The following is a 24869-nucleotide window of genomic DNA, read 5'->3' on the forward strand; positions in this document are numbered from 1 at the left end:
ATATGGCACGGATCGCGGATCGGCTGGCGGCGACGCGGCGGCGGGTGGTGGGGCGAGAGAGCGAGCGGGCGCTGTTGCACGCGGCCCTAGTCGCGCCGGAACCTTCGTTTTGCGTCCTGAGTGTCTTTGGCCCGGGTGGGGTGGGGAAGACCACGCTTCTCAACACCTACGCCGCTCTCTGCACAGAGCTTGCAGTCCCCTGTGTCGCACTCTCAGGGCAGGAGCTCGAGCCCACCCCCGAGGGCTTTCGCTTCGCCCTGCAACGCGCGGGCTTCCAGGAAAACGCGATCGGTCGGCAGGTGCTGCTGGTCGATAGCTACGAGACGATCCAGCCGCTGGAGAGCTGGCTCCGTAGCACCCTGATCCCCGAGCTTCCGGGCGAGACGCTGGTGGTGCTGGCGGGGCGCAAGCCGGTCGCCCCGGCGTGGCGCGCCGATCCGGACTGGCAGGGGCTGGTGCGGGTGCTACCCCTGCGCAACCTCAGCCCCGATGAGAGCAGGGAGTTTCTGGAGCGGAGTGGCATTCCCCCTGGGCTCCACCCCGAGCTGCTGGCCTCAACGCACGGCTACCCGCTCGCGCTCACCCTCGCCCGCGATCTCTACGAGCAGCAGGGGGAGGCGGCGTTCCGTGCGCCCGAGCCCTCGCCCGACCTGGTGCAGCAGCTGATCGAGCGCCTCCTCGACGACACCCCAACTTCCCTGCACCGCGCGGCGCTGGAGGCATCGGCACTGGTGCGGGTGACCACCGAGCCCATTCTGAGCCGCTTGCTGGAGTGCGACGAGAGCGAGACGCGGCCCCTCTTCGACTGGCTCTGCTCCCTCTCACTGATCGAGTCGGCCCAGCCGGGAGTCTCGCCCCACCCCGTGGCCCGCGATGCCCTGCTCGCCGACCTGCGCTGGCGCAACCCAGACCGCTGGGCGCAGCTCCACCGCCGCGCCCGTCGCTACTACGGCGAGCGGATCGCCGAGGCCAGCGAGCGCGAGCAGCAGCGCCTGCTCTGGGACTATGTCTTTCTGCACCGTGACAACCCCGTGATCCAGTCCGCCTTCACCTGGCAAGACGCCGGTGCCTACGCCGATAGCCCTCGCCCCGACGAAGCCCCGCTCCTGGAGAGCTGGGTGGAGAAGCACGAGGGGCCGCTAGCGGCGCAGCGCTTCCGGCACTGGTGGGGCCACCCCGCACAGACCACCCTGGTCTTTCGTGGCGGTGAGGGGAACGCTCCCCTGGGCTTTGTGCTCTGGCTCGCGCTGGAGAGAGTGCTGCCTGAGGACCGCGCCCTCGACCCGCTTGTTGACAGTGCCCTCGCCTTTGTGGAGAGCAGTGCGCCGCTACGCCCCGGCGAGACCGCGACCTACTTCCGGTTCTGGATGGCGGCCGATACCTACCACACGGTCTCGCCCGTGCAGAGCCTGGTGATGGTCAATACGGTCCGGCACTACCTGGTCACCCCGCGCCTGGCCTACAGCTTCTTCCCCATCCGCGACCCCGCACGCTGGGAGCCGGTCTTTGCCTACGCCGAGGCCAAGCGCTGCCCGCCCGCCGAATCCGCCGCCGATGGCTTCCCGCTCGGTGTCTTCACCCACGACTGGCGTGTCCAGCCGCCCGCCGAGTGGCTGCGTGTGCTCGGGGAGAAAGAAGTGGCGGGGAGCACCACCCAGACTCGCCCCACCCCGGCGGAGACCTACCTCGTGCTGAGCCGCCCCGCCTTCGAGGGCGCCCTACGAGACGCGCTCAAGCACCTGGACCGGCTAGAGACCCTGGCACAGAGCCCACTCCTGCGCTCACGAGTTGTCGCAGAGCGGACACGGGGAAGTGAGGCCTCTCCTCAAGAGCGGGCCTCCGTACTCCAGAGCCTGATCCGTGAGACCGCGACCGGGCTCCAAGGTCACCCCAAGCGCGAGCGCGCCTACCGGGCCCTGCTCCACACCTATGTCCGCCCCGCGCCCACCCAAGAGAAGGCCGCCGAGCTGCTCGACCTGCCCTTTAGCACCTACCGCCGCCACCTTGCGGAGGGAATCGCGCTCCTCACCGAGACCCTCTGGCTCCAGGAGCTCGGGGAGGCGCTGAAGTAGCTAGCGCGTGTAGATATCGGAGAACTTGCGGGTCATCCAGCGGCCCGTCAGCTCGACCTCGAAGCCGAACTTCTCGTAGAGCGTGTGGGCATCCTTGGTGACCAGCCCCCAGCGCCGACAGCCGAGCGGGAGCAAGTAGGCCTCGATCTCGCTCATCAGCTGCTTGCCCAGGCCCCGCCCCTGAAACGCGGGGAGAATAAAGACATCGCAGAGATAGGCAAAGGTCGCGTGGTCGGTGATGAGCCGGGCAAAGCCCACTTGCTCCCCCGTGCCGTCGGCGTAGACCCCAAAGCACACGGAGTTCTCGATCGCGCGCCGCTGTAGCTCCTCAGAGATCCCCTGCGCCCAGTACGACTCTTGGGTGAGGTAGGCGTAGATCACGGCGAAGTCGAGGCGCGCTCGGTCGGTGCTGATCGTGAAGGTCATCATAGTATTTTCTATAATACCGCTAGGAATACAGGGTTAGAGCGGCAAATTTCGTGTGATATACTGCCTACCAGTGAAGTGTTTTGGACTAGCTCTGGCATCGGCTACCCAGGCTGCGGCGGCTCCGGCTGCTGTGGCCGTGGCGTGATGCTGGGTTTTGTCTGAAGCACTTTAAAACGAGAGACTTCTTTTTAGACCGGCCCACGCAAGTGAGCCGGTCTTTTTTCGTTTAGAGGAACCTATGGACCTGGAAGTGTTGCGGATTCTGGAGAAGGACGCTCGCCTGAGCGCGGCGCAGCTGGCGGCGATGACGGGCAAGAGCGAGGCGGAGGTCGCGGCCACGGTGGCAGCGGCGGAGAAGGCGGGCGTGATTCGCTCGTACCGGACGCGGATCGACTGGGAGAAGGCGGGCGCGGGCCGGGTCTATGCCTTTATCGATGTTGCGGCGCAGCCTGAGCGCGGCACGGGCTACGACCGCATTGCGGAGCGAATCTACCGCTACCCCGAGGTGCACAGTGTCTACCTGGTCTCCGGCTCGCAAGATCTAAGAGTGGTGGTTGAGGGCAAGACGATGCAGGAAGTCGCGAATTTCGTGGCGGAGAAGCTGGCGACCATCGACGGTGTCCGGGGGACGGCGACCCACTTTCTGCTGAAGAAGTACAAGGACGACGGCGATATCTTTGGGGAGACGCCCACCGATGAGAGACTGGCGGTGACTCCATGAAATCCCTCTCGCATATTGTCGGAAGCACCCCGGCATCGGGGATTCGCCGCTTCTTTGACCTGGTGGCGGAGCTCGACGATGTGATCTCGCTGGGCGTGGGCGAGCCGGACTATGTCACTCCCTGGCGCATCCGCGAGGCGGCGATCTACTCGCTGGAGAAGGGCCGCACGACCTACACGAGCAACTACGGCCTGCTGGAGCTGCGCGAAGCTATCGTCGCCAAGCACATCGAGCGCTACGGCACGGGCTGGAACCCGCGCACCGAGGTGCTGGTGACGGTCGGGGTCTCGGAGGCGCTGGACACGGCCTTTCGCGCGATCCTCAACCCCGGCGACGAAGTCCTGATCCCTGAGCCGTGCTATGTTAGCTACGCCCCCTGTGTCGCGTTTGCCGGCGGCGTTCCCGTGCCCGTCCCCACCCGGGCCAGCGCGGACTTTGCCACCCACCCGGAGGCGATCGCGGAGCGGATCACGGAGAAGACCAAGGCGATCCTGCTCTCGTACCCGACCAACCCGACCGGTGCTGTGATGAGCCGGGAGGGGCTCCAGAAGGTGGTGGACATGGCGGTCGAGCACGATCTCTACATCCTCAGCGATGAGATCTACGACCGGCTTTGCTACGACACGGAGCATGTCTCGGTGCCCGCGCTTGCTGGCGCAAAAGACCGGACCATTCTCCTCAATGGCTTCTCCAAGGCCTACGCCATGACCGGCTGGCGGATCGGCTACGCCTGCGCGCCCGCGCCGATCATCGAGATGATGATGAAGATCCACCAGTACACCATGCTCTGCGCCCCGATCACCGCGCAGATCGCCGCGCTGGAGGCCCTCAAGAACGCGGAGCAAGACGCCGCCGAGATGGTCGCCGACTACGACCGCCGCCGTCGTCTTTTCGTCAGGGGCCTCAATGAGCTGGGGCTGGAGTGCCGCATGCCTGGCGGGGCGTTCTATGCCTTCCCGAGCATCGAAAAAACGGGCCTCTCGTCCGAGGAGTTCGCCGAGCGCCTGCTAAAAGAGGAGCGCGTCTTGGTGGTCCCTGGCGATGTCTTCGGCGAGGGCGGCATTGGCCACGTGCGCTGCTGCTACGCCACGGCGACCAACAAGCTCACCGAGGCGCTGGAGCGCATGGGGCGGTTCCTCAGCAAGTTATAGCTCGGTTCCCGCTGTCGCTCCAGCGCTGAAGAGAAGGGGATAGAGCCTCTCAAAGTACCAGAGATTGGCAAAGTAGAACCCGATAGGAGCGGGAGTGTGGTGGTGGCCTTCCTGCAGGTGCTTTCGTACCCACTCCCGACCTTGCGCAAGTGCCGTGTCGAGCGCGCTCGATTCCCCCGTGGCCCGTCGTGCTTGCGCGAGGGCTTGCAGGGCAAGTCCCGTTTCTTCGAGGGAGGGTCCGACTCCCTGGTCGCCTCCCCACCCTCCATTGGGGCTCTGTGCCTTGAGGAGCCAGGTGAGCCCTCTCTCTCTGCAGCCCTGTGCGGGCGTCGAGCTCTCCGGGAGGGAGTACAGGGCGAGGAGCACCCGCGCGGTGCCGTAGGTGGGGTTCTCATCGTGCGGGGCGGCGTGGTTGCCAAACCAGAGCGGGACCCAGGAGCCATCGGGGCGCTGCTGGCGGGCAAGATAGACCAGTGCCTTCTTGGTGGCCTGGTCGATACGCTGCGGGAGTGGCGTCGGAACCTGCTCTCGCCAGGTGCTCCAGGCGAGGAGGGCGTGGGCCGTGAGATCGGCGCCGCTTCTGTCAAAGGGCAGAGCGCCCCAGCCACGGCAGAAGGTCGGCATCCCGCCGTCGCGGTTCTGGAGCTCAAGAAGCCACGTGACCCCGAGCTGCGCGGCAGCGGCCACACCAGGAGCCTCCGGGCCAAGCCGGTGCAGGGCGATCAGCGCCCCCGCGGTATCGTCGGCATCGGGCACCCCGCCGGGCAGGTCGGTCCAGGCCCAGCCACCGGGCGCGGCGTGGGTGTAGGGATGCTCCACTCTGTACTGCTGGTTGAGCAGCCAGGTGCGGAGCGTGTCTTTCTCGTCGGTTGTGAGGGGGAGGGGGCCGCTTGCCGAGAGCGCATTGATGGCCAGAGTCGTCACCCAGGTCGCAAGGTTTGTGTCGATGGGCCAGCTCCCATCCGGGCGGGCGGAGCGCACGAGGAAATCAAGCCCGGCGGCAACCACCGGGGAGTCGCGCTTGCCCGAGGCAATGAGGCTCATCGTCACGAAGCTGGTGAGGGGGGCCGCTTCGAGAAAACCCCCGCCCTCGGGCTGGATGGCTTGCAGGAGGGCAAGGGTCTTGGGGCGGGCCCGCTCGCGCAGGGCACGTAGGATGGGGTTGCCAGTCGGGTGGAGGTGGTGGCCGACCTGCCCGATTGCGATCAGCGCCGGGAGGGCGTAGCTGACAACCGGGAGCTGGAGCCACTGGAACCAGGTGTGTGGCAGTGCGGCCAGCTCGAAGGGCAGGCGAGGGATCACGCGCCAGGCCGCTTCGCCGTCGCCAAGCCGGCCTGCCAGAGCGCACATGGTCAAGATCGGCACCGAAAACGTCCGGTCTTTGCCGTAGCGCGCCGCAATCGTGGCCGCGAGGTGCTCGGGGGTGAGGGCGCCCGCCGCGTTTTTCAGCCAGGCTTCTGCGGCGGTGATTACGGGGCTTGCCTCGGGCTGGAAGAACGAGAGTGCGGCCCAGCAGAGGGTGGTCGTGCTGATATTGCTGGGGCTGCGGGTCGTGTCGCCCCAGCCGCCATCGGGGTTTTGTGTCTCGGTCAGCCAGCGCGCGCCGCTGTCGACCAAGGGCGCGAGCTTTTCCCGCTCTGCGCTCGGGAGCGTGGGGTGGTGCTTGAGATAGAGCGCCAGCGTGAAGCTCGATGTTGCCGTGGAGAGGGCGCTACTGGAGAGGCACCCTATCCAGTGGCCGGTGTCGTTGCGCTCCGCGAGGAGCAGCTCCTGAGCGGTGGGCGCGCTCATACGCTCAGGTGCCCCAGCGAGAGTAGGCCGTAGTAGGTGTACTCACAGTCCGGGAGATCGTCGGTCCAGCTCCCGAAGAAGGCACCCCGGCTGGTCCAGAGCGTGTCGAGAAAGTCCAGACACGGCTCTTTGAGCGTCTCCAGGGGCACTTGCATCCCCGCGAGCGCGTGGAGAGCCGTCGCGGTGGAGAGCAGGTCGGGGAGGGGGGCAACCGGCGTGGCGCAGAAGCCACCCTCGGCGCAGGCACGCTCCAGCAGCCACTCGGGGAGCTCGGGCGGGTGGGGCAGGCCTAGCTGGCGGATCAGGGTCGCTGCCGCCGCCGTTGACGGCGTCAGTCCCAGGGGAAAGTTCGCCTCATTGGCGTAGCCACCGTCGCGTGCCCGGAGCGAGTGGATACAGCCCGCCATCGCCTCGGGGTTGGGGAGGGGGACACCGAGGTCCTGGTAGGCTCCCCAGGCGAGGAAGCTACAGTAGAGCGTCCCGCAGTCCTGACCGGGCCGCATGTGGTAGCCACCGTCGGCGCTCCGGCACGCTTCGAGCCGCGTGAGGATCGCGTCGGTGGGCGTTTGTGCTTGGAGGGGCTTTGGCAGGTTCGCCCACGCGCGGGCGAGGCACGTCAGGTGGACAAAGTCCAGCGCCTCGCCGTCGCCGATACGCTGGAGGTAGGCGTGCAGAGACTCCGTCGGGAGCTCCCGCTGAAGCGCCGCGAGGCCCTCGACCCCGAAGACTGTGTAGTAGAGATCGCTCGCGCCGCCGCGGTCTTGAAAGCCGCCGTCGGGGTGCTGCTGCTGGGTCAGAAACCCCCCGACAAGCTCTGTTGCCTCACCCAGCAGGCGGGGCGCTAGGCGCGCCACCTGGAGCATTTCGAGCCTCAAACTCACTGCACCAGCCCTTTACTTCCACCTGAAATAGCTTGCCGATCACGCGGCGCAGCAGGCCCTTAAGGCTTGCGTTCTCCAGCTCGACGAGGGAGCGAATCGCCTCATCCTTGTAGGACTCCATGAGATCGCGGCTTCGTGTGTCCGCGCCTAGCTCCGTGATCTGGCGGGCGAGGGCGGCGGTGTCTAGGCGAGAGTCGCGCTTCCAGGCGGCCTCTAAAAGTGCCTTGACCTCCGGGGCCTTGGCGCGCTCGCGGGCGATGGCGAGGGGCATCGACGGTCGCAGGGCGGAGAGGTCGCTGGGCTCGGACTCGCTCGCTAGATCATGGAGGTCATCTTGGATCTGGTAGGCGATTCCCAGGGCGAGGCTGTAGTTGGCGAGCACCTCGTGGATGGCATCGTCGGCCTCGGCGTAGGCGGCGCCCAGCTGGAGCGCGACCTCGAAGGCGGGCGAGGTCTTCTGGCGGAAGATATTGGCCACTTGGAGCGGGGTGAGGGTCTCGGGGTTGCGCATCCATGCCAGCTCCGCGCCCTGCCCGAGACAGAGGGTGCGGTGGCCCTGCGCGGCGATCTTGAGCAGGCGGGCGCGTGCAGCGGGGGCGGCATCGCTCTCGGCGAGCAGGCGGTAGCCCTCACCCAGCAGAAGGTCCCCCAGGTTCAGCGCGATCGGCACGCCAAACTGCTCGTGGAGGGTCTTCTCCCCGTAGCGCTGCGCATCGGCGTCCTCGATATCGTCGTGAATGAGCGATGCCTTGTGGAAGCACTCCACCGCGACCGCGATCTTGCGCAGGCCATCGGGGAGGGGGGCTTCGGAGTCGGACTGGAGGGCTTTGTAGACACAGGCGGTCAGGAACGGGCGCCAGCGCTTGCCGGCTCCGGCCAGCCAGGTGCGTGCCATGTCGTCGGTGGCACCTTCTGATGGCCCTAGGATGGCTTCGAGCGACTCGGGGGTGAACCAGCTCTCGACCTCCTGGCGCAGGGTATCCAGGTTGAGGCGGCGGGTCTTGTCCTCGCTGGTGTGGTGGATCACCTCCCAGACCCACTCCAGGTCGATTGTCGTGTCCTTGCAGTCGTCTTGGAGCAGTGGAATCGCCACACCGGGGACCGCGGCGGCCTCCATGTAGGGGAAGGCGCGCTCCAGCACATTCAGGCAGCTCACCCCCACGATCGCATCGATCTTTCCGGTCTGGATGATCGCCATCACGATCGCGGAGCCCTCCGCGACCAGCACGGCGTAGCCCAGGCGCTCGGCCTCGTCCTGGAGCTCCTCGATCGAGCAGAGGCCACAGCGCTTGCAGAGTAGCCCGAACTCGTCAAATGGGGCGGGGCAGCGGTCCTCGACCCGGAGGCACTTGGGCAAGAGCAGCAGGCGGCGCTCAAAGGGGATGGTGGCGAGGGTCTCGCGCCAGGTCTCGTTGTTGATCAGCACCCCGATATAGTCCACATAGCGCCGGTCCCAGCCGTACTGGTCGGCGAAGGTCTCCGCGTGGGTGCGTAGCTCCGCCTGGGAGAGGGGCGGGGTGGGGGCGACACGCTCGACATAGTCGATGGTCTGCTGGCGGATCAGCTCGCGCTCGGGGCGGGTCTGGGGGATATTTGCCTGTGGCTGGCGCTCGGGGCGCTGGGGCACGGGACGCGGGAGGATTGTCAGGGGTATTGCCATTTGTCTTCGTGTCTTTCGGGGCTAGCTGTAGGCATTGAAGCCAAAGAACCAGTGCTTCTTCGCAAATCGGTAGACCCAGTGGTCTTCGGGGATCTCGTTGCCGGGGTTGTGCTGGCTGGAGCGCGACTCGAGCGCATCGAGCTCCGCCAGTGCGGTCTGGCGCTGCGTGGTGTCGTAGGCACCGTGCTGGAGCGCGAGCTTCTTGACCAGGTCGGGGCGCTCTAGGACAATGCAGCCGCGGGTGGTCTTGGCGGCGGTCTCGCGGAAGTCCTTCATAAACTCCGACTGGGTCAGTGCCTCGTAGATACCGCGTGGGTCGGAGATATTCTCCTTGGCGAACTGGATGATCGGGCAGGGCTCGATATCGCCGCCGGGGCCGATATGGTGGCTGACTCCGGTCGCCATGGGGCAGAGCGCCTCCCCGTTGTCGTCCCAGTAGGCATCGATAATGGCGATCGGGAGCTTCTTGCGCATCTGAACAATAAAGCGCCGCACATTGAGAACCTGCTCCGGGCTCAGGGCGAGCTGGGGATTGGGATCGGGGCCGACCACGCGGTAGGTGTGGAACCAGGCGTAGTGCACCCCCATCTTGATGAGCTTCTTGAGCCACTCCTCGCTCACCAGCTCGTAGTTGCTCTGGCAGACACTGGTCGCCACCCCGACAACGAGCTTGTGCTTGACCGCGTTCTGGAGTCCTTCCATCGTCTTGTTGAGCACCTTGAGTTGCCCGCGTCGCGTGTCGCTGACAATCTCGGAGCCCTCGATACTGATCAAGACGGTCGCGTTGCCCAGCCGCCGCAGCTCCCGCGCGACTTCGTCGGTGATGAACTGCCCGTTGGTGAAGATCTGGAAGTAGCAGTCCGGGTGCGCCGCAAGGATCTGTAGGATCTGCGGATGGAGAAACGGCTCCCCCCCGAGCAGCCCAAAGAGGCTATTGCCGTGCTTCTTCGCATCGTTGATGATGCGGTTCATGTCCTCGAGCGAGATCATCTTGCGCGGCGACTTGACATCCACCCAGCAACCCTGGCACTTGAGCTGGCAGCTATTGATGATCGAAATAAATAGAAACGGCGGGAAGTGGATGCCTTGCTTGAGCCGCTTCTTGTAGAGATTCACCGAGCGAATCCCCTTGTAGGCACAGTTGTAGCTGATCTTCCAGAGCCCCTTGGGGTCGGTCTCGGTCAGCATGCGGTGCATGTACTGGAGCATCATGAGGCGGGCTCCTCACTGGAGCCGAGCGCACGGGCGGCCTTGGCCTGAATCTGCTCCATGGTCGGTAGCGATGCCAGGACTTCGTCGGGGATGTCCAGCTGCTTCTGGAGCTTGGTCAGGCAGAACTGCCGCTCTTTGAGGGCCCGGTCTTCGTCGCGCTCTTTCGAGAAGCGGGACTTGGCCTTATCGCTGCGGTCCCGGAGTGCGGCATAGATATCGCCGCCCAAGAGCGCCGAGATATCGACCTTCATCGCCTCACGCCGCAGGTCCTCCGGGTCGATCTTGTCGCCGTTGATGGGGCCTTGTTTGTACTTGGGGAAGAGGATCGCCACCTCGGGGCAGACACGGGAGCAGGCGGGGCAGTCGGTCTTGCAGTTGTTCTGGTTGAGGACCTTGAGCTTCTTATTTTCCACGCCGTAGACATCGAAGAGGCAGAAGCTCAGGCACTGCATGCAGTTGGTGCAGCGGTCGTAGTCGATCACGGGGAACCAGGGCTTCCAGCCGCCGGGGGCCTTCGCCTCCAGCTCCCCGACCACCTCCTCCACCAGCGCGACTACGTCTTGCGGCGAGCGCTCGCCCAGCTCGCGGACGTGCACCGTGACCTTGCCGTCGTGGCTCTCGGCGAGCTCGGGGCGTGTTTCGGTGAAGCGACCGAGGACCAGCAGGAGCCCCTCTTGGATCGCGCTGACCCCGCCGTCTTTGAGGGCGCGGGTGACCTGGTAGCCTTTTTTCAGCAGGGCGCGGAAGAGCTCCAGGCGCTCCGGGGCGGCCAAGGGCTGGCTTCCGACACCTTCATAGAGCACAATACGAAGAGCGGGGGCGGCGTTTTGGATCATGCTGTCTCCTCTAGAATCGCTGTGGACTCGGCCTCGATTACGGTCGTGAGCTCCGGTGCGAGCAGGCGCTCTAGTGCGGTCTCGGCGTTGAGGACCCGCAGGTTGATAAACTCGACTCCCTCGGTGGCGAGCGGTGCCTCTGCCGCGGAGAAGAGCCACTTGACCGCGCGTGGGTAGCAGGCGGCGATCTTCAGGCAGGGGGCCTGCGCCAGTTGCTTGAGCGCGGGGTCACCCTTGGCGGCCAGCTCACAGAGATCCGCGACCGTGTCGAAGGCCAGCTCGGATGCAGTTAGGCCCTCTAGGACCGCCTCTTTGACATCTTCGGGGACTACCCGAGCGTAGGCACAGTGGCAGTAGAGAACGCGTGGCACTTGGGACATTTTCGTCAGTATACCTAAGTTGCCTCGGTGAGGCGATGTGTGGGCTCCGGTCGCCCGGGCTGAAAGCTCTCCAGGTGCTCGATCTCGATCTCGACAGGCAGCGCGGGCAGGGCGGCCAGCACGAGCGCCTTTAATTGCTCCGGCGGTGCCTCGGCGCGCAGGTTGAGGATCAGCTCGCCGAGCTCCAGCGGCTCCTGGAGCGTGTGGGAGAGCTCCGGCAAGAGATCGTTGCGGACCGCATTGATCACGCCCAGGTCGGTGCCGTAGTCGAGCGGGGTCAGGGTCAGCTTGAGGTGCGCGATCTCGACCCCCGCGGCCTGGAGGCGGGCCTGGATGTCTTGCGTGAGGCTCGTCAGGAGCACGTTGCCGTCGAAGGGCTCGTCGGCGGAGAGCTGGAGGGTCGCGTTGAGCCACCCCAGGAGCGCCTCGCCGTCGGCGTAGCGGTCGTAGTCCACCTCCATCGCGGTGCCGGTCTGCGCCTGCTCGTGGGAAAGCCGCTCCAGCCAGGGCTCTAGCCCGACTCCCTCACGGGCCGACGTACGCACCAGCTGGGCCTTGGGGAAGCGCGCCGTCAGTGCCTGCTCCAGCCGCTCCAGCCGCTCCGGGATGAGGGTATCGATCTTGTTGATGACGATCACATCGGCCTCTTCGAGCTGCTTCTCGTAGATGTAGACCACTTTTGGGGAGAACGACGCGCCGGTCTCCAGCCCCAGGATCCGCAGGGCGCGGGCGGGGTCGATCAGGACACTAAACGGAGCGATCGCAAAGTTGTCGCCGTAGAGCCGCCGCAGGGGATAGTCCACGGTCGCCTTGAGGTCGGTGCAGCTTCCCACGGGCTCGGCGAGGAAGACATCGGGGCGGGTCTCTTCGGAGAGGCGCTCCGCGGCGGTGACCAGGGAGTTGAAGCGGCAGCAGAAGCACCCGCCGGTGATCTCCTCGACGGGAAATCCATGGGCACCGAGCAGGGTCGTGTCCACCAGCCCGACACTCTGGTCGTTGGTGATGAGCCCCACTTTCAGCCCTTGCGCGGTCAGTAGCTCCGCGAGGCGCAGGATCGCCGTGGTCTTGCCCGCCCCGAGGAAGCCGCCGATCATGATGTAGCGCGCCTTAGCCATCGCTCTCTCCCTGAGCTTGCTTATCGGTCATCTTGGCAATCGTGGCATCTAAAACATCGACATAGCCCTCGCCCACGACCGCCTCCGCCTCGGGGGTTCCGGCGGCGCGGTAGAGCCAGCCGCGCTGGTAGGGATCGGTGTCGGCGAGGGTGATGTCGGTCTCTAAGTCCGGGTTCACTCCCTGAAAGGTCCCCGCGATCACGCTATAGATCTCCGTGACCGCCTTAAAGCCCTCGATCTCCCCGATCACCTGCCCAACCGCGATCGCCTCGCCGGGCTGCACCTGGAAGCGAATCTCGACAAACTCGCCCAGCATCCGGATCGCAAACTGAGTGAAGCCGACCTGCCAGCTCTCTTGCGCCTCGTCGTGCTTTACCCAGAAGTGCGAGCGGGTGTAGAGGCGGTCGGTGGGAAGGCGGGTGGAGAAGCGGGAGCGCCGGTAGCGTATCTCGTCGGTTGAACTCATAGGACCTTATTTTTCTTGACTCTCTAACAATAATCCTTGCGTGCGCGTTCCAGCGCTCTCACAAGAGAATCCGTGTTGGGTTCGGGGGTCATGTGGCACCAGGAGAGCCGGACCGCACCCTCGAGCTGCGCCTCAGGCAGTCCCATAGCCGTTAGCACCGGGCTACAGGTGCGGCTCTGCGACGAGCACGCGGCGCCGTGGGAGAGGGCGACCTGCTCGCGGAGGCACTCGACCACGTCCTCGCCGAGCAGGCCGGGGAAGGAGAGGTTGAGGATCTGGGGAGCCGCGTGCGCCTGGTCGCCGTGCAGGATGGGCTCCAGCGGCTGAAGTGCCTGCAAGAGTCTCTCACGAAAGCGCTGGCACTGCGCCGCCCGCTCCGCCTCTTCTTGCAGGGCCAGCTCCGATGCCTTTCCCAGCCCGACAATCAGCGCCACGGGGAGGGTCCCTGGCCGTAGCCCCAGCTCCTGCCCACCGCCAAACATCAGCGGCGTGAGCGGTACGCGCTCCTGCCCACGGCGGCGCGTGATCAGCGCCCCGACACCTTTCGGGGCATAGAGCTTGTGCCCGCTGATACTCATCAAGTCGATTCGGGGGCTCCGTAGCACGTCGCTCTCCTTGCCGTAGCCCTGCGCCGCATCGACATGGAAGTACGCTGGGTGTCCCGCAAGCGCCTCGGCGAGCTCCGCGATCGGCTGGCGAATCCCTGTCTCGTTGTTGAGCTGCATCACGGAGATTAAGAGGGTACTCTCGCGAACGGCCGCAAGGACGCTCTCCACGGCAACCCGCCCCGAGCGCTCCGGGGGGACGAGGGTGAGGGTGAAGCCGCGCGCCTCCAGGGCACGGAGCGGCTCCAGCACTGCGGGGTGCTCGATCTCGGTGCTCACGAGATGTGTCTTGCCGGTTTGTCGGCCGTACTCCGCAAGCCCAAGAATCGCGAGGTTGTTGCTCTCGGTCGCCCCGCTGGTGAAGACCACCTCGCTCCGTGCGGCCCCAACCAGCGCCGCGACCTGGTTACGCGCCCGCTCGACCGCGCTCCGTGCCCGCTCGCCGTAAGCGTGGGTGCGGCTGCCCGCATTGCCAAACTCCACCGCGAGAAAGGCAAAGACCTCCTCTTGGACACGAGGGTCGAGTGGGGTCGTGGCGGCGCAGTCCAGGTAGATAGCCATGGTGGGACTATGAGCTCCAGCGGCGCGCGGCGCTCTGTCCGTAGAGGGCGCTGCCCCAGAGGCACAGCCCCGCTCCCCAGCACCCACTCGGGCAGCTCGGCCCCGCCGGCGAGAGAAACGGATAGACCACCGCCCCCAGCATCAGCAAGCCCCCGGTGACGGCGTGGGCTCGGTAGGAGAGCGCCTTGGAGCTCGCCAAGAAGGAGAGCCCCAGCAGGAAGATCACAACCGGCGTCCCCCAGTCGGCGTAGCGGGCGTGGTTGGTGAGCGCGTTGACCAGCACGAGCGCAAAACCAAGGACCGAGGCGGCCAAGAGTCCCCGGTGCGCTCGGTTGGGAGCTGACGGTGGCAGGGCTTGTCTGGGGAAGAAGGCGAGCGTAAAGGCGACAATCAGAAAAATCCACAGGTACTGCATGCCGTACTCGCGGATCACCCCTAGGAGGAGCCAGGAGGCACCTAGGACCAAGAACAGCATCGCCTCAAGCAGACGCTGGGTGCGAAACGCGACCGGCATCTCCGCTCCACTCTCCGTTTGTCCAATGAGGCTCGTCATGGCTGGCGTCATTGTACCCGCAAAGATCACGTGGGCTGTGCGGGAATTCGTGGTGCTCAAACGGTGTATTCACTAGCATGAGCGACCCGATTATCGATGTGCGAGACCTGTACAAGGAGTATCCCAGCGGCACGAAAGCTGTCAACGGGGTGACCTTCTCCGTGAAAAAAGGGGAGTTCTTTGGGTTTCTGGGCCCCAATGGCGCGGGCAAGTCCACGACCATGAACATGCTGGTGAACTTGGTGAAGAAGACCCGCGGGACGATCACCATCGACGGTTTCCAGATCGACGAGAACCCGGATGAGGTCTACAAGCGGGTAGGGTTTGCGATGCAGGAGGTGGGGCTGGACGAGACCGCCACCGCGCGCGAGATGCTCCAGCTACACGGCCGGCTCTACCACATGCCCAAGCGGGAGATCGACGAGCAGATCGCACGGCTCCTGAAGCTGGTGGAGCTGGAGAAAGTGGCGGATCGGTACACCTCGACCTACTCCGGCGGGATGCGTCGCCGCTTCGATCTGGCGCTCGCGCTCATGCACAAGCCGTCGGTGCTGTTTCTCGATGAGCCCACCACCGGCCTCGATCCCCACGCGCGCCAGCTGATCTGGAGCCACCTGCGCGAGCTCAACCGGGAGGGGATGACGATCTTCTTGACGACACACTTCATGGACGAGGCCGAGGCGCTTTGTGAGCGTATCTGCATCATGGACGCCGGCAAGATTGTCACGGAGGGGACGGTGCCGGAGCTGCTGGAAAAACACAGCGCCAAGACCCTGGAGCAGGTCTTTCTCTCGACCACAGGGAGCAACCTGGGCAACGAGGAGGCGAACCTCAACGCCAGCGACCCCTACGCGCGGAACCGAAAATCATGATGCAACACTTCCTCTCGGACTGGTACTACCTCTCGATCCGCAATATCAAGCAGATCTGGCGCCCCGTGCTGGCGCTGATTCCCTCGCTGTTTATCCCGATCTTCTTCTTTGCGGTCAACGCAACCTCGCTGCAGGCCTTCGCCAACGCGCCAGGCTTTCCCAAGGGCATCTCCTACAAAGACTTCATCGCCCCAACCGCCATCTTCACGGCGATCTTCTTCTCGGCGGGCAATGCGGGGATCGAGCTGGTGCAGGACATCACCAGTGGCTACTTCAAGAAGCTCATCATCATGCCCATCCACCGGCTGGCGATCATCTTGGGAAAGCTCAGCGAGGTGGCGGTGCAGTCCGTGCTGCAGGGAAGCATCGTCTTGGTGCTCTTGCTCCTGGTAGGGGTGCATGTCAAGACCGGGTTTCTGGGCGTCCTGGCGATCTTTGCGATGCTGGTTCTCTTTGCGATGGCCTGGAGCTGTATCGGGATGATCGCGGCGCTACGGACCCAGAACGCGCGGCTGGTGCAGAGCATGTTCACGCTGGTCTTTCCGTTTCTCTATGTCACGACCTCGCAGGCACCCAAGGAGCTCCTCCCCAAGACCTTTGCGCTAATCGCTAGCTACAACCCGGTGACCTACATCATTGAGGGCGTCCGCGCACTGGTGCTCTCCGGCTGGAGCGATCCGGCGATTGGGAAGGGTTTCGTGGTCGCGGCGGTGCTCTTTGTCCTCCTCGTGTCAGCGGCGGTTGCTTCGTTCCGCAAGGCCCTCAAGTAGGGAAGCTCATTCGTACTCGTCCCAGACGGCGAGGCACTTGCGCTCCTGCCAGAACTGCTCCAGTGTCAGCTTGGGCTCGATGACACAGCGCACCTGGAGCGGGCTGAGACGGATACTCAGAGCGTGCGACGACTCCCCGTTCCACGAGCCAATGTCCACGACCTCGGTTCCTTGGAGCGTCAGCCCACGCCGCTGGAGCGACTCCAAGATCGCAGGGACTTGCAGGTCCACAGCGGTGGTTGCCTCCGCGTGTGGGTTACGGAGCACCTTGGCGGTCTGAATCAGCTCTGTCAGATCGCGCGGGTGCTGGTCAAAGTGCGCCTCGTAGCTCGCCTGGTACACCTGCTCCAGTGCTTGCTCTTGCGGGACAAACTCTCCCTCCAGCACGTAGCCGACCTCCCACCCCGACTCGCCGTACTGCCGGTCCCACTCTCGCTGTCGCGCCTCACGCCGCTTGACCGCTCCTGCCTTCCCAATCCGCCGCTCCACAACTTTCCAAGCCATGTTCTCTCTATCGCCCTGGCGTAGACAATTGAAAAACGGCCTTCCTCAAATAGGAATTGCTCTACAATAGGGGACATGCGTCGTTTTGTTGCAGGTCTCCCGTTTCTGTTATTGCTTTTCCCAATACCTCACCTCTGGCTTCTCGTTCGAGTCACGCCACCTACGGATCGGTGGCAGTTCCGGGATTTAGGGGGAGTATCGCTTCTGCTCTTTGATATGCTGTTTGTCTTGGTTGTGCTGGCGCTTCTCAAGATTTCCTGGATTCGTTTGCGCTTCAAGTGGGCCGGATTTGCACTTCTGCTCGCCGCGACCACAGCGATGTGGCAAGGCTCTGGCAAAGACAGTTTTGCAGCCGTTTATCTTGGGGGCTGGTTGTTTTTGCTCGTTCTGTCGGGATTGTGGCTCCGTAGCCAGCGTGCCTCTCTTAAGTAGGAAGACGATAACCTCGACTTTATCGCCTGAGACAAAAGGTAAACTTGGCTATCATGCCAGCTCTCTTGCCTGTTCCCGAGCCCGACTACTACGCACTCCTTGGTCTCTTGCCCGCCGCCACGCAAGAAGAGATCACAGCGTGTCTGTGGGAGCGCTTGCGCGAAGTGCATCCTGATCTCTATCCCTCGCCAGAGAACCGTGCGGCATTCGATCTGCTCTTAAAAGCCCGCGCCACTCTCACTGACCCTGAGAAGCGCCAACGGTACCATATTCAACAGGCCTTTGCCCCACTTCATAATCGCTACTGCCTCCATCAATCAAAGCTCTCGATCGTGCAGCGACATGTCCAGTACTGGCAAGGAGAGGTGTATCTTCTCGATGGCAGCGATGTCTTTGATCGAACCGCATTTAAGCTCCGCGCCTACCAAGACTGGCCAAATATGGGAAACTACCGCGACCCTAGCACCAGCTGGGAGATGTTGCGCGATGTCCTGACGGACTCGCTACACGAGCGCTCTGGGCTGGTTGTTCTGGTTTGGACTGAGGCGCAGAATATGTTGCTCCGTGGGCTGGACGATTTACTGACGGCACACACGGTACTGCGCGACGTTGTTGTCAGTGTCAACCAAAACCAAGAGACTCTTGTAAATGCCCACTTCTTACTGATCGGTACAGGGCATAACTTTCCAAAGTCTTTGGGGTGATCTCCCTCTCCTCCCGTTATCAGGAGGAGAGGGAAGGGGGGAGGAGGGCTTTCAAAAATCGCCCGGTGTGGGACTCGGGGCAGGCGGCGACGGTTTCTGGCGTCCCTTCGACCACCATCGTCCCGCCGTTCTTGCCGCCATCGGGGCCGAGGTCGAGGACCCAGTCGGCGCACTTGATGATGTCGAGGTGGTGCTCGATCACCAAGACGGTGTTGCCGGCATCCACTAAGCGATTGAGGCAGTCTAAAAGCCGCTGGATATCGGCGAGGTGCAGGCCGGTGGTGGGCTCGTCGAGGATGTAGAGGTTCTTGGCACCACGCTTGATCTTGGCCAGCTCGGTGGCGAGCTTGACACGCTGTGCCTCGCCGCCGGAGAGGATGGGAGCGGGGTGGCCCAGTGTGAGGTAGCCCAGGCCCAGGTCGGCGAGAACCCGTAGCTTGTGGGCGATCTTCTTGTGCTCCGTGAAGAACGCCGCGCCGTCCTCGATACTCATTGCCAGCACATCGGCGATGGACTTGCCGTTGTACAAGACTTCCAGTGTCTCGGCGTTGTAGCGGCTGCCCTTGCAGGCGTGACAGGGCGCCTCCACATCGGGCATGAAGTTCAGCTTGGTGGTGATCGTCCCCTCGCCGCCGCACTCCTCGCAGCGCCCGCCCTTGACATTGAAGCTAAAGCGCGAGGCGCTGTAGCCGCGCTCCACCGAGAGCGGCACCGATGCGAAGAGCTGGCGGATATCGTCGTAGAAGCCCACGTAGGTCGCGGGGTTGGAGCGCGGCGAGCGGCCAATGGGCGACTGGTCGATCTCGATCACATCCCCGATCTTCTCGATCCCCTCCAGCGAGTCGTGCGCCCCGGCGAGGACGCGCGAGTCGTACTTTTTATTGTAGAGCTGCTTGTGGAGGATATCGTTGACCAGGGTGGACTTGCCCGAGCCCGATGCCCCGGTGACCGCGATAAAGACGCCCAAGGGGAAGCGCACGGTGAGGTTCTTGAGGTTGTTCTCCCGCGCCCCGGTCAGCACCAGCGCATCGTCCCCGATAGCGCGGCGTACTTTGGGCAGCGCGATCTCGCGCCGCCCGGAGAGGAACGCCCCCGTGAGCGAGTCTGGGCTGGCGCAGAGCTCGGCGACCGTGCCACTGGCGACCACCTCGCCGCCGTGAATCCCCGGCCCCGGCCCGATCTCTAAGATATGGTCGGCGGCGCGGATGGTGTCGGTGTCGTGCTCGACCACGATCACGGTGTTGCCGATATCGCGCAGCCGCCGCAGGGTCGCGATCAGCTTCTCGTTGTCTTTCGGGTGCAGGCCAATGCTCGGCTCGTCCAGGACATAGAGCATTCCCATCAGCTCACTGGCGATCTGCGCCGAGAGCCGAATCCGCTGCGACTCCCCGCCGGAGAGCGTCCCCGAGCGCCGTGAGAGCGACAAATAATCCAGCCCGATATCGCACAGGAGCTCGAGCTGTGAGAGGATCGCCTGGAGGATCTGCCGCGCCGCCTCGGGGCTACGCGCGGGCGAGGGGAGCGCCCGCAGAAACGCCGCGGCATCGGCGAGGGTGAGGTTGCTGAGCGTGTGGATATCCGTCCCGCCAAACCGAATCCGGGTGCGTGAGCGGCGCAGGCGGACCCCCTGGCAGTCCGGGCAGGTAGTCTCGACCATGACCTTTCGCAGCCAGTCCTCGGTGTTGGCGTTGGACTCCTGCTTCTGCCGATACCAGCGGTACCAGCGGTCGATCTGGGTGGCGACTCCCGCAAACTTCTGCTTCCGACCGACACTTCGATCGTCGCGCCCCCCCGGCGGCAGCACCAGCGTGATCTCCTCGCCCTTGGTGCCCCAGAAGAGAATGTCTTTTATTGCCTCGGGCAGCTCCGCAAAGGGCGTCTCCAGTGAGAAGCCATAGTGCGCCGCGAGCCCCCAGATAATGCGCCCGTTGTTGGTGTTCTTATCGACATTGAACGCCTCTTTGACAAACGCGCCGCCCAAGATAGAGCGCGACGGGTCCGGGACGAGCAGGCCGGTGTGCACGCGCAGGTACGTCCCCAGCCCCGAGCAGGTCAGGCACGCGCTCTCAGGCTCGTTGAAGGAGAAGTACCAGCCCTCGCGCTCCACAAAGGTCAGCCGGTGCTCCGGGCAGCCAAAGCCCACATAGAACCGCGCCTCGGTTTTTTCGTCGTCGAAGCGGCAGCGCACAAAGCCCTCCCCCAGCTTGGCGGCATCGGTCAGCGCGACAAGGAGCTGCTTGGCCTGGGAGCGCTTGACCAGCACCCGGTCCACCACCGCCTCGACTTGGTAGGCGCGCAACCTCTCCCCCCTGCCCCCTCCCCCGGGCGTTCGTACCTCACTGGGGAAGGGGGAGTCAGAATCTGGTTCCCCTTTCCCAGCGAAGAATGAGCGCCCGGGAGAGGGGCTAGGGGAGAGGTCACTCACGGAGAGGTCCTCTTCCTCCAGCGCCAGCTCATCCGCGAGGTCGCGTAGCTCGCCATTGACCCGAACGCGGCGGCAGCCCTTGGTGCGAAGCTCGGTGAAGAGATAGCTCCACTCCTCGCCGTAGACCTTGGCAACTGGCGCACACAGCTCGACCGCTGTGCCCTCAGGGAGCGCGAGCAGGTGCTCGGCGAGCTGGTTGAGGCTGACCGTGGGAATGGGGGCATCGCAGCGCAGGCAGTGCGCCTCGCCGCTGGTGGCGTAGAGCAGGCGCAGGTAGTCGCCCACATCGGTCATGGTCCCGACGGTCGAGCGCGGGTTCTTGGTGATGGTCTTCTGCTCGATGGAGATCACGGGCGAGAGCCCCAGGATCGCATCGACTTTAGGCCGACTCTGCTGCTGCACAAACCGCCGCGTCCACGCCGAGAGCGACTCCATAAAGCGCCGCTGCGCCTCGGCATAGAGCGTGTCAAAGGCCAGCGACGACTTCCCCGAGCCGCTCAGCCCGGTCAGCACGATCAATTTGTCGCGCGGAATCTCCACCGTGACATTCTTGAGATTGTTCTCCCGCGCCCCCCGAATCAGAATCGTCTCTCGCATATTTTAAAGCCCTCCCACAAAGACATAGCCTGCCTCGTCCACCGTGACCCGGCTGTCTTTGGTGAGGCGCAGCGGGACACCGACCCGGTCTAGGATTCCCTTGTCGACGAGCCAGTCGCAGGCTAAATCGAGGTGCTCGGCGTGCCAGTGGTGCTTGAAGTGGCTCTCCAGCTCGCGGACCGAGCGGGGGCCGTCGGCACCTTCGAACCAGTCCAAGAGCGGCGCGAAGCAGAGGGGGATGCGCTCGGTGAGGTAGGTATCGCAGAGGGCGAGAGCCTCCCCGATTGCTTCGTCGGTCTTGGGCCCCTCTAAAACATCGGTGTAGAGGCGCGTAAAGAATTTCGGGTTGAGCTTCAGGGCTTGGTGGATGACCTCTCGGCCAGGGTTCTGCCCGGCGGCGATCACCTCCACTTGGGCGAGCTCCCGGGAGGCTAGGAGCAGATAGACGGCGGCGTAGTGGAAGTCACGCTTGATTTTATGCCACTTCTCCGCCTTGGTGAGCACGGGCAGGCAGGCATTTCCCGCCCGCAGGAGCTGCGCCTGCCGGTCCCGCTCCCCGAGAGTCGCCACATTCTCCCAGAGCAGCGGCAGGGAGTCGTCCTTGGTAAAGAGCAGGCGGCTTCGGAGCTGCACTGATGACCAAAACGAGCCGACTAGGGCGCTGTCGAGCTGCTTGCGAAATGCGGAGCGGGTGAGCAGGATCGCATGGACCGAGATGTCTTCCTCTAGGAGCGTAAAGCTCCCCCCCTTGACCGACTCTTCGCCAATGATAATCAGGTCGATATCCGACTTCTCCCAGATATCGTCGTAGGCCAGCGACCCAAAGAGCACGGCTGCCAGCACGGTTCGATCTTTTTGTAGCTTCTCCGTGAGCGAGGCAATCGCCGCCTCGTAGCGTTCACGCGTGGTCATGAACATAAGTTTACCATGGCTTTCTGTCCCGATGCGAGGGCACTCCGACGTATACCCCTGTCATAAGGAACTCCTCTACATGACAACTGCTGCCGCAACCCCAACCTCCCTTCCCCAGAGTGCCTCCGAGCAGAAACAGACATCGGCGGTCTTGGCATCGGGCTGGCTCTTGACGTGGCTCGCGATCAATATCTGCACCCTGCCGATCAACCTCTATCTGAAAAACAAGCTCCATCTTGGTGCCGAGGCGGTGGCGTTCTTCAACCTGGTGATTGGGTTTGCGAGCTACGTCAAGCCTATCGCGGGCTTGTTCTCCGATAACCTCACCTTGCTGGGAACCCGGCGCAAGCACTACTTGCTCTTTAGCACGTTTGTGGGGGGGCTGTGCTGGCTCTTGCTGGCGCTCCTGCCCAAGACCTACAACACGCTCCTGGTGATGCAGACCATCACGATTGCGGTCTTTGTGGTGGCGAGCACGGCGCTCGGGGGGCTCTTGGTGGACGCGGGGAAGCGCAATGGCTCCATCGGGCGGCTGACCTCGCAGCGGCTGGCGATCAATAACCTGGTTGGGCTGATCGCGGGGCCGCTGGGGGGCTATCTGGCAACCAAGGCGTTTGGGCTGACCATTGGGATCTGCGCGGGGTGTTTCTTTCTCCTGGTTCCTCTGGTCGCCCTCTTCCTCCACGAGCCTCCCGTCGCGGACGCACCGGCACCGTCGTGGAGTGCGGTGGGGGAGCAGCTCAAGGCGACCTTTGCATCGCGCTCGCTCTGGTGGGGCCTGCTGATGTGCTGTTTGTTGTCGATCGCGCCGGGGTTTGGGACACCGCTTCTTTTCTACCAGCAAGACACGCTGAAGCTGAGCGAGCAGTTTATCGGCAACATGGGGATGATCAGCGGGGGCTGTGGGCTCCTGGCCGCACTGCTCTACTCTCGTCTCTGTAGCCGGCTCTCCCTGCGGCGGTTGCTTCCCTTGGGGATTATCTTGAGTAGTGTCGGGACGCTGTTCTATCTCTTCTACAACTCGGTGACCGCGGCTCTGGTGATCGAGGGGCTGGCGGGCTTTGTGGGGACCTTGGCGGTGCTGCCGCTCTGGGACCTCTGCGGGCGGGCGACTCCCAAGAAGAACGAGGCGCTGGGCTACTCCCTGCTGATGAGCGTCTTGAACCTGACTGCCGCCCTCTCCAACCTGCTGGGCTCCTGGTTCTACGAGCGCCTGCACTGGAACTTTAAGAACCTGGTCTGGCTCAATGCCGGCACGACCGCGCTGGTCTTGCTGATCGTCCCCCTGATCCCCGCCGCGCTGATGGACCGCCGCGATGGAGAGCTTGAGGAGCGGGTAAAATAGCCCATGACCTCTCTTCCCCGTAGCACGCCCGAGGCCCAGGGCGTCGATTCTTCCGGTATCGCCGCGTTTCTCTCCGCCTGCGCAGGCTCTGGCCTGGAGCTGCACAGCCTGATGCTCGTGCGCCATGGCTTTGTTGTCGCCGAGAGCTGGTGGCACCCGTACAGCTCAGACAAGCGCCACATGCTCTTCTCGCTCTCCAAGAGCTTCACGGCCACGGCGATCGGGCTGGCGGTGGCAGAGGGACGGCTAAGCCTCGACGATACAGTGGTCTCGTTCTTCCCGGAGAAGGCCCCGGCGAGCGTCTCCGAGAACCTCGCCGCGATGCGGGTGCACGACCTGCTGACGATGTCCACGGGCCATGCGGTCGAGCCGATGAGCGGGCTTCGCGCGGAGACCAACGACTGGGTGAGCTCGTTTATGGCCGCCGATGTCCCTCATGCGCCGGGGACGCACTTTCTCTACAACAGCCTCGCGACCTACATGCTCTCGGCGATCCTGCACAAGCTCACAGGCGAGCGGCTACGGGACTACCTCACGCCGCGCCTCTTTGTGCCGCTGGGGATCACCGACCCGACCTGGGAGCAGTGTCCGCTGGGGATCGACACGGGCGGCTGGGGGCTGAGTGTGCGCACGGAGGATATCGCCAAGTTCGGCCAGCTCTACCTGAGCGAGGGTGTCTGGGACGGGGTGCGCCTGCTCCCCGACGGCTGGGTGGCCAACGCGACCAAGAAGCATATCGCCAACGGCGACAACCCCGAGAGCGACTGGGCGCAGGGCTACGGCTTCCAGTTCTGGCGCTGCCGCCACGGCGCGTATCGCGGCGATGGCGCGTTTGGCCAGTACTGCGTCGTCCTCCCCGAGCAAGACGCCGTCCTGGCGATCACGTCGGGGGTCAAGGACATGCAGACCGTCCTGAACCATGCCTGGGCCCAGCTCCTGCCCGCGTTTGGCGGGCGACGGGAGCTCACAAAACCTGCGGGAGTGGGGCGCGTCTTCGCCGGCACCTACGCCTTCCCCGAGAACGACCAGGGCCTCAAGACTCTACAGATCGAGAGCACGGAGTCACAGCTCACGCTCACGCTCGACGAGCACACGCTCACGGGCGGCTTTGGCGCGTGGCTCCCCGGCGAGACGAGCTTCCGGCAGTGGCACGGCAAGCCCCACGCCACAGCGGGAGCCGCGGCTTGGAGCGAAGACAACACGACACTCACCCTGCGTCTCTGCTCGGTCGAGACCCCGTTTATTGCGGAGGCTATCTGTCGGTTTGAAGGCGAGAGTGTCACGCTTCACTACTCCCTCAACGCCAGCTTCGGCCCCACCGAGTTCGCGCCGCTTGTCGGGCAGCGGACAGAGGTCTAGGTCGCTTCGTAGAACTCGTTGCTACGGATCTGGCGGGTGAGGTCGAGCACCTCGGTCTCGCTCATCTCCTCGGGGCCGGTGCACAGCACAATCCCCTTGGCCCCGAGCTCGCGGCAGGTCTGGATGAGCGCAGTCTTCTCGACATCGGTGAGGCCGCCCTCCCAGGTATCGAGCATGTGGACCACAAAGTGCAGCCGCAAGAGCGGGATGCGCCGGTGGATGGCCTTGTCGAGGAAGTGCCGCAGGACCTTGTAGGTGTTCTCGAGGTCGTGGATCGCCAGCCGGGGGTGGTGGAAGACCCGCGCCATGTCGTAGCCCCGTGAGTCGGCGTAGGGAGTCGCGGCGCTCCCAAAGGCGACCACTTCCTTGCTATGGGTGTGGTAGGCAAACTGAGGAACGTCCTCGTAGTAGCCGCCGGAGCCTTTACGGGCGATCACGCGAATGGCGAGGTAGTCACGCTGGATACGGAGGTAGGCGGTGTAGGTGGGCATTCTTGTCCCAAGTGTACCGCACGCA

General features: G+C 64.3%; 24 protein-coding genes. 9 read left to right on the forward strand and 15 right to left on the reverse strand.

From position 1 onward, the window contains the following. The first annotated feature begins 2 nt into the window (after window positions 1-2). Window positions 3-2072: an ATP-binding protein gene (locus tag HNQ39_RS01460; RefSeq protein ID WP_184192176.1), complete on the forward strand. Its 2070-nt coding sequence runs from the start codon at window positions 3-5 to the stop codon at window positions 2070-2072. Here HNQ39_RS01460 and HNQ39_RS01465 read toward each other — a convergent pair whose 3' ends face one another. After that, entirely contained in the window at window positions 2073-2501 is a 429-nt protein-coding gene (locus HNQ39_RS01465) for a GNAT family N-acetyltransferase (protein WP_221289741.1), read from the reverse strand. A gap of 238 nt (window positions 2502-2739) precedes the next feature. Between HNQ39_RS01465 and HNQ39_RS01470 the strand changes: the two genes are divergently transcribed. Further along, the gene (locus HNQ39_RS01470) at window positions 2740-3222 is read left to right on the forward strand and encodes an Lrp/AsnC family transcriptional regulator (RefSeq protein WP_184192177.1); all 483 of its coding nucleotides are present in this window, start codon (window positions 2740-2742) and stop codon (window positions 3220-3222) included. After that, complete coding sequence (locus HNQ39_RS01475) at window positions 3219-4373, forward strand: aminotransferase class I/II-fold pyridoxal phosphate-dependent enzyme (RefSeq protein WP_184192178.1); 1155 nt, start codon at window positions 3219-3221, stop codon at window positions 4371-4373. The genes HNQ39_RS01470 and HNQ39_RS01475 overlap by 4 nt, the downstream gene beginning before the upstream one ends. On the opposite strand, the gene HNQ39_RS01480 is transcribed toward HNQ39_RS01475, so the two are convergent. Genes HNQ39_RS01480 through HNQ39_RS01525 form a run of 10 tightly spaced genes read right to left on the reverse strand, consistent with a single transcriptional unit; the run spans window position 4368 to window position 14433 of the window. Then, on the reverse strand, window positions 4368-6164 hold the full coding sequence (locus tag HNQ39_RS01480) for a prenyltransferase/squalene oxidase repeat-containing protein (RefSeq protein ID WP_184192179.1): 1797 nt from the start codon (window positions 6162-6164) through the stop codon (window positions 4368-4370). The genes HNQ39_RS01475 and HNQ39_RS01480 overlap by 6 nt on opposite strands. After that, a complete protein-coding gene (locus tag HNQ39_RS01485) occupies window positions 6161-7045 on the reverse strand; it encodes a prenyltransferase/squalene oxidase repeat-containing protein (protein ID WP_184192180.1) in 885 nt (294 codons plus the stop codon). Before HNQ39_RS01485 ends, HNQ39_RS01480 begins: the two co-directional genes overlap by 4 nt. After that, window positions 6987-8705: a polyprenyl synthetase family protein gene (locus HNQ39_RS01490; protein ID WP_184192181.1), complete on the reverse strand. Its 1719-nt coding sequence runs from the start codon at window positions 8703-8705 to the stop codon at window positions 6987-6989. Before HNQ39_RS01490 ends, HNQ39_RS01485 begins: the two co-directional genes overlap by 59 nt. A gap of 21 nt (window positions 8706-8726) precedes the next feature. Next, entirely contained in the window at window positions 8727-9917 is a 1191-nt protein-coding gene (locus HNQ39_RS01495; RefSeq protein WP_184192182.1) for a radical SAM protein, read from the reverse strand. Further along, complete coding sequence (locus tag HNQ39_RS01500; protein WP_221289744.1) at window positions 9914-10753, reverse strand: ferredoxin family protein; 840 nt, start codon at window positions 10751-10753, stop codon at window positions 9914-9916. Before HNQ39_RS01500 ends, HNQ39_RS01495 begins: the two co-directional genes overlap by 4 nt. Beyond that, the gene (locus HNQ39_RS01505; protein ID WP_184192183.1) at window positions 10750-11133 is read right to left on the reverse strand and encodes a hypothetical protein; all 384 of its coding nucleotides are present in this window, start codon (window positions 11131-11133) and stop codon (window positions 10750-10752) included. Before HNQ39_RS01505 ends, HNQ39_RS01500 begins: the two co-directional genes overlap by 4 nt. A 14-nt stretch (window positions 11134-11147) precedes the next feature. Then, window positions 11148-12248, reverse strand: coding sequence for a GTP-binding protein (locus HNQ39_RS01510; protein WP_221289745.1), 1101 nt, complete (start codon window positions 12246-12248; stop codon window positions 11148-11150). Continuing rightward, on the reverse strand, window positions 12241-12714 hold the full coding sequence (locus HNQ39_RS01515) for a glycine cleavage system H family protein (RefSeq protein WP_184192184.1): 474 nt from the start codon (window positions 12712-12714) through the stop codon (window positions 12241-12243). Before HNQ39_RS01515 ends, HNQ39_RS01510 begins: the two co-directional genes overlap by 8 nt. A 23-nt stretch (window positions 12715-12737) precedes the next feature. After that, the gene (locus HNQ39_RS01520; RefSeq protein ID WP_184192185.1) at window positions 12738-13880 is read right to left on the reverse strand and encodes an aminotransferase class V-fold PLP-dependent enzyme; all 1143 of its coding nucleotides are present in this window, start codon (window positions 13878-13880) and stop codon (window positions 12738-12740) included. A 7-nt stretch (window positions 13881-13887) separates the two neighbouring features. After that, a complete protein-coding gene (locus tag HNQ39_RS01525) occupies window positions 13888-14433 on the reverse strand; it encodes a hypothetical protein (protein ID WP_184192186.1) in 546 nt (181 codons plus the stop codon). A 77-nt stretch (window positions 14434-14510) separates the two neighbouring features. Here HNQ39_RS01525 and HNQ39_RS01530 point away from each other — a divergent pair, with 77 nt between their 5' ends. Together HNQ39_RS01530 and HNQ39_RS01535 are read left to right on the forward strand one after the other, a co-directional pair. After that, window positions 14511-15305: an ABC transporter ATP-binding protein gene (locus tag HNQ39_RS01530; RefSeq protein WP_184192187.1), complete on the forward strand. Its 795-nt coding sequence runs from the start codon at window positions 14511-14513 to the stop codon at window positions 15303-15305. Beyond that, window positions 15302-16075 carry an ABC transporter permease gene (locus HNQ39_RS01535; protein ID WP_184192188.1) on the forward strand — a complete coding sequence of 258 codons (774 nt, stop codon included), beginning with the start codon at window positions 15302-15304 and terminating at the stop codon, window positions 16073-16075. Before HNQ39_RS01530 ends, HNQ39_RS01535 begins: the two co-directional genes overlap by 4 nt. 6 nt (window positions 16076-16081) lie before the next feature. Here the strand turns inward: HNQ39_RS01535 and HNQ39_RS01540 are convergent, their stop codons facing one another. Further along, window positions 16082-16579 carry a hypothetical protein gene (locus tag HNQ39_RS01540; RefSeq protein WP_184192189.1) on the reverse strand — a complete coding sequence of 166 codons (498 nt, stop codon included), beginning with the start codon at window positions 16577-16579 and terminating at the stop codon, window positions 16082-16084. 75 nt (window positions 16580-16654) lie between these two features. Here HNQ39_RS01540 and HNQ39_RS01545 point away from each other — a divergent pair, with 75 nt between their 5' ends. Together HNQ39_RS01545 and HNQ39_RS01550 are read left to right on the forward strand one after the other, a co-directional pair. Beyond that, window positions 16655-17011 (forward strand): hypothetical protein, encoded by a 357-nt coding sequence (locus tag HNQ39_RS01545; RefSeq protein ID WP_184192190.1) that lies wholly within the window; start codon window positions 16655-16657, stop codon window positions 17009-17011. 53 nt (window positions 17012-17064) lie between these two features. Continuing rightward, window positions 17065-17715 (forward strand): J domain-containing protein, encoded by a 651-nt coding sequence (locus tag HNQ39_RS01550; protein ID WP_184192191.1) that lies wholly within the window; start codon window positions 17065-17067, stop codon window positions 17713-17715. Window positions 17716-17734: 19 nt separating this feature from the next. Here the strand turns inward: HNQ39_RS01550 and uvrA are convergent, their stop codons facing one another. Next, window positions 17735-20737 (reverse strand): excinuclease ABC subunit UvrA, encoded by a 3003-nt coding sequence (gene uvrA / locus HNQ39_RS01555; RefSeq protein WP_184192192.1) that lies wholly within the window; start codon window positions 20735-20737, stop codon window positions 17735-17737. 3 nt (window positions 20738-20740) lie between these two features. Next, on the reverse strand, window positions 20741-21649 hold the full coding sequence (locus HNQ39_RS01560; RefSeq protein ID WP_184192193.1) for a nucleotidyltransferase family protein: 909 nt from the start codon (window positions 21647-21649) through the stop codon (window positions 20741-20743). A gap of 79 nt (window positions 21650-21728) precedes the next feature. On the opposite strand from HNQ39_RS01560, the gene HNQ39_RS01565 reads away from it, so the two are divergent. Both HNQ39_RS01565 and HNQ39_RS01570 read left to right on the forward strand, forming a co-directional pair. Beyond that, complete coding sequence (locus HNQ39_RS01565) at window positions 21729-22994, forward strand: MFS transporter (protein ID WP_184192194.1); 1266 nt, start codon at window positions 21729-21731, stop codon at window positions 22992-22994. A 3-nt stretch (window positions 22995-22997) separates the two neighbouring features. After that, window positions 22998-24353 carry a serine hydrolase domain-containing protein gene (locus HNQ39_RS01570; protein WP_184192195.1) on the forward strand — a complete coding sequence of 452 codons (1356 nt, stop codon included), beginning with the start codon at window positions 22998-23000 and terminating at the stop codon, window positions 24351-24353. On the opposite strand, the gene HNQ39_RS01575 is transcribed toward HNQ39_RS01570, so the two are convergent. Next, window positions 24350-24844 carry an acetate and sugar kinases/Hsc70/actin family protein gene (locus HNQ39_RS01575; protein WP_184192196.1) on the reverse strand — a complete coding sequence of 165 codons (495 nt, stop codon included), beginning with the start codon at window positions 24842-24844 and terminating at the stop codon, window positions 24350-24352. The two genes, HNQ39_RS01570 and HNQ39_RS01575, sit on opposite strands and share 4 nt — an antisense overlap. Window positions 24845-24869 lie beyond the last annotated feature (25 nt).

The organism is Armatimonas rosea, from assembly GCF_014202505.1.
Lineage (GTDB): Bacteria > Armatimonadota > Armatimonadia > Armatimonadales > Armatimonadaceae > Armatimonas > Armatimonas rosea.

Excerpts from the sequence above, each read along its gene's own strand:
- HNQ39_RS01460 (WP_184192176.1), top strand. The coding sequence starts at position 3 with ATGGCACGGATCGCGGATCGGCTGGCGGCGACGCGGCGGCGGGTGGTG.
- HNQ39_RS01465 (WP_221289741.1), bottom strand. The coding sequence starts at position 2,501 with ATGATGACCTTCACGATCAGCACCGACCGAGCGCGCCTCGACTTCGCC.
- HNQ39_RS01470 (WP_184192177.1), top strand. The coding sequence starts at position 2,740 with ATGGACCTGGAAGTGTTGCGGATTCTGGAGAAGGACGCTCGCCTGAGC.
- HNQ39_RS01475 (WP_184192178.1), top strand. The coding sequence starts at position 3,219 with ATGAAATCCCTCTCGCATATTGTCGGAAGCACCCCGGCATCGGGGATT.
- HNQ39_RS01480 (WP_184192179.1), bottom strand. The coding sequence starts at position 6,164 with ATGAGCGCGCCCACCGCTCAGGAGCTGCTCCTCGCGGAGCGCAACGAC.
- HNQ39_RS01490 (WP_184192181.1), bottom strand. The coding sequence starts at position 8,705 with ATGGCAATACCCCTGACAATCCTCCCGCGTCCCGTGCCCCAGCGCCCC.
- HNQ39_RS01495 (WP_184192182.1), bottom strand. The coding sequence starts at position 9,917 with ATGATGCTCCAGTACATGCACCGCATGCTGACCGAGACCGACCCCAAG.
- HNQ39_RS01500 (WP_221289744.1), bottom strand. The coding sequence starts at position 10,753 with ATGATCCAAAACGCCGCCCCCGCTCTTCGTATTGTGCTCTATGAAGGT.
- HNQ39_RS01505 (WP_184192183.1), bottom strand. The coding sequence starts at position 11,133 with ATGTCCCAAGTGCCACGCGTTCTCTACTGCCACTGTGCCTACGCTCGG.
- HNQ39_RS01510 (WP_221289745.1), bottom strand. The coding sequence starts at position 12,248 with ATGGCTAAGGCGCGCTACATCATGATCGGCGGCTTCCTCGGGGCGGGC.
- HNQ39_RS01515 (WP_184192184.1), bottom strand. The coding sequence starts at position 12,714 with ATGAGTTCAACCGACGAGATACGCTACCGGCGCTCCCGCTTCTCCACC.
- HNQ39_RS01520 (WP_184192185.1), bottom strand. The coding sequence starts at position 13,880 with ATGGCTATCTACCTGGACTGCGCCGCCACGACCCCACTCGACCCTCGT.
- HNQ39_RS01525 (WP_184192186.1), bottom strand. The coding sequence starts at position 14,433 with ATGACGAGCCTCATTGGACAAACGGAGAGTGGAGCGGAGATGCCGGTC.
- HNQ39_RS01530 (WP_184192187.1), top strand. The coding sequence starts at position 14,511 with ATGAGCGACCCGATTATCGATGTGCGAGACCTGTACAAGGAGTATCCC.
- HNQ39_RS01535 (WP_184192188.1), top strand. The coding sequence starts at position 15,302 with ATGATGCAACACTTCCTCTCGGACTGGTACTACCTCTCGATCCGCAAT.
- HNQ39_RS01540 (WP_184192189.1), bottom strand. The coding sequence starts at position 16,579 with ATGGCTTGGAAAGTTGTGGAGCGGCGGATTGGGAAGGCAGGAGCGGTC.
- HNQ39_RS01545 (WP_184192190.1), top strand. The coding sequence starts at position 16,655 with ATGCGTCGTTTTGTTGCAGGTCTCCCGTTTCTGTTATTGCTTTTCCCA.
- HNQ39_RS01550 (WP_184192191.1), top strand. The coding sequence starts at position 17,065 with ATGCCAGCTCTCTTGCCTGTTCCCGAGCCCGACTACTACGCACTCCTT.
- uvrA (WP_184192192.1), bottom strand. The coding sequence starts at position 20,737 with ATGCGAGAGACGATTCTGATTCGGGGGGCGCGGGAGAACAATCTCAAG.
- HNQ39_RS01560 (WP_184192193.1), bottom strand. The coding sequence starts at position 21,649 with ATGACCACGCGTGAACGCTACGAGGCGGCGATTGCCTCGCTCACGGAG.
- HNQ39_RS01565 (WP_184192194.1), top strand. The coding sequence starts at position 21,729 with ATGACAACTGCTGCCGCAACCCCAACCTCCCTTCCCCAGAGTGCCTCC.
- HNQ39_RS01570 (WP_184192195.1), top strand. The coding sequence starts at position 22,998 with ATGACCTCTCTTCCCCGTAGCACGCCCGAGGCCCAGGGCGTCGATTCT.
- HNQ39_RS01575 (WP_184192196.1), bottom strand. The coding sequence starts at position 24,844 with ATGCCCACCTACACCGCCTACCTCCGTATCCAGCGTGACTACCTCGCC.